The 274-nt window shown below is 42.3% G+C and carries 1 protein-coding gene; it reads left to right on the top strand.

Annotated features, from left to right (window positions below):
* The coding region (locus AAEY88_RS13530; RefSeq protein WP_350563221.1) for a hypothetical protein at positions 1-274 on the top strand (274 nt) is incomplete at both ends.

The raw sequence follows: 274 nt of genomic DNA, 5'->3' as shown, positions 1-274 counted from the left end.
ACTTTACATACATCCTCAGATCAAGGCGTATTAGAGTCTGCCAGCATCGTAATGAATGATGGCAAAATTACTGCAATCAATCCTAGCGATGTTAAAGCAGATAAAATTATTGATGCCAAAGGTCAAATCGTGACCCCTGGTTTTATTGCCACTGTAAATCAACTTGGTTTAGTTGAAGTCGGTGCGGTTGCAGGCTCTCGCGATGCGGGAGAAGAAAAAGCAGGTATTGATTTTGATGCAAGCTTGGCATTTAACCCTCGTTCAAGCCTAATCC

This window comes from Psychrobacter sp. CAL346-MNA-CIBAN-0220 (assembly GCF_040309805.1).
Taxonomy (GTDB): Bacteria; Pseudomonadota; Gammaproteobacteria; order Pseudomonadales; family Moraxellaceae; genus Psychrobacter.
This window is presented reverse-complemented; position numbering and strand designations above follow the sequence as displayed.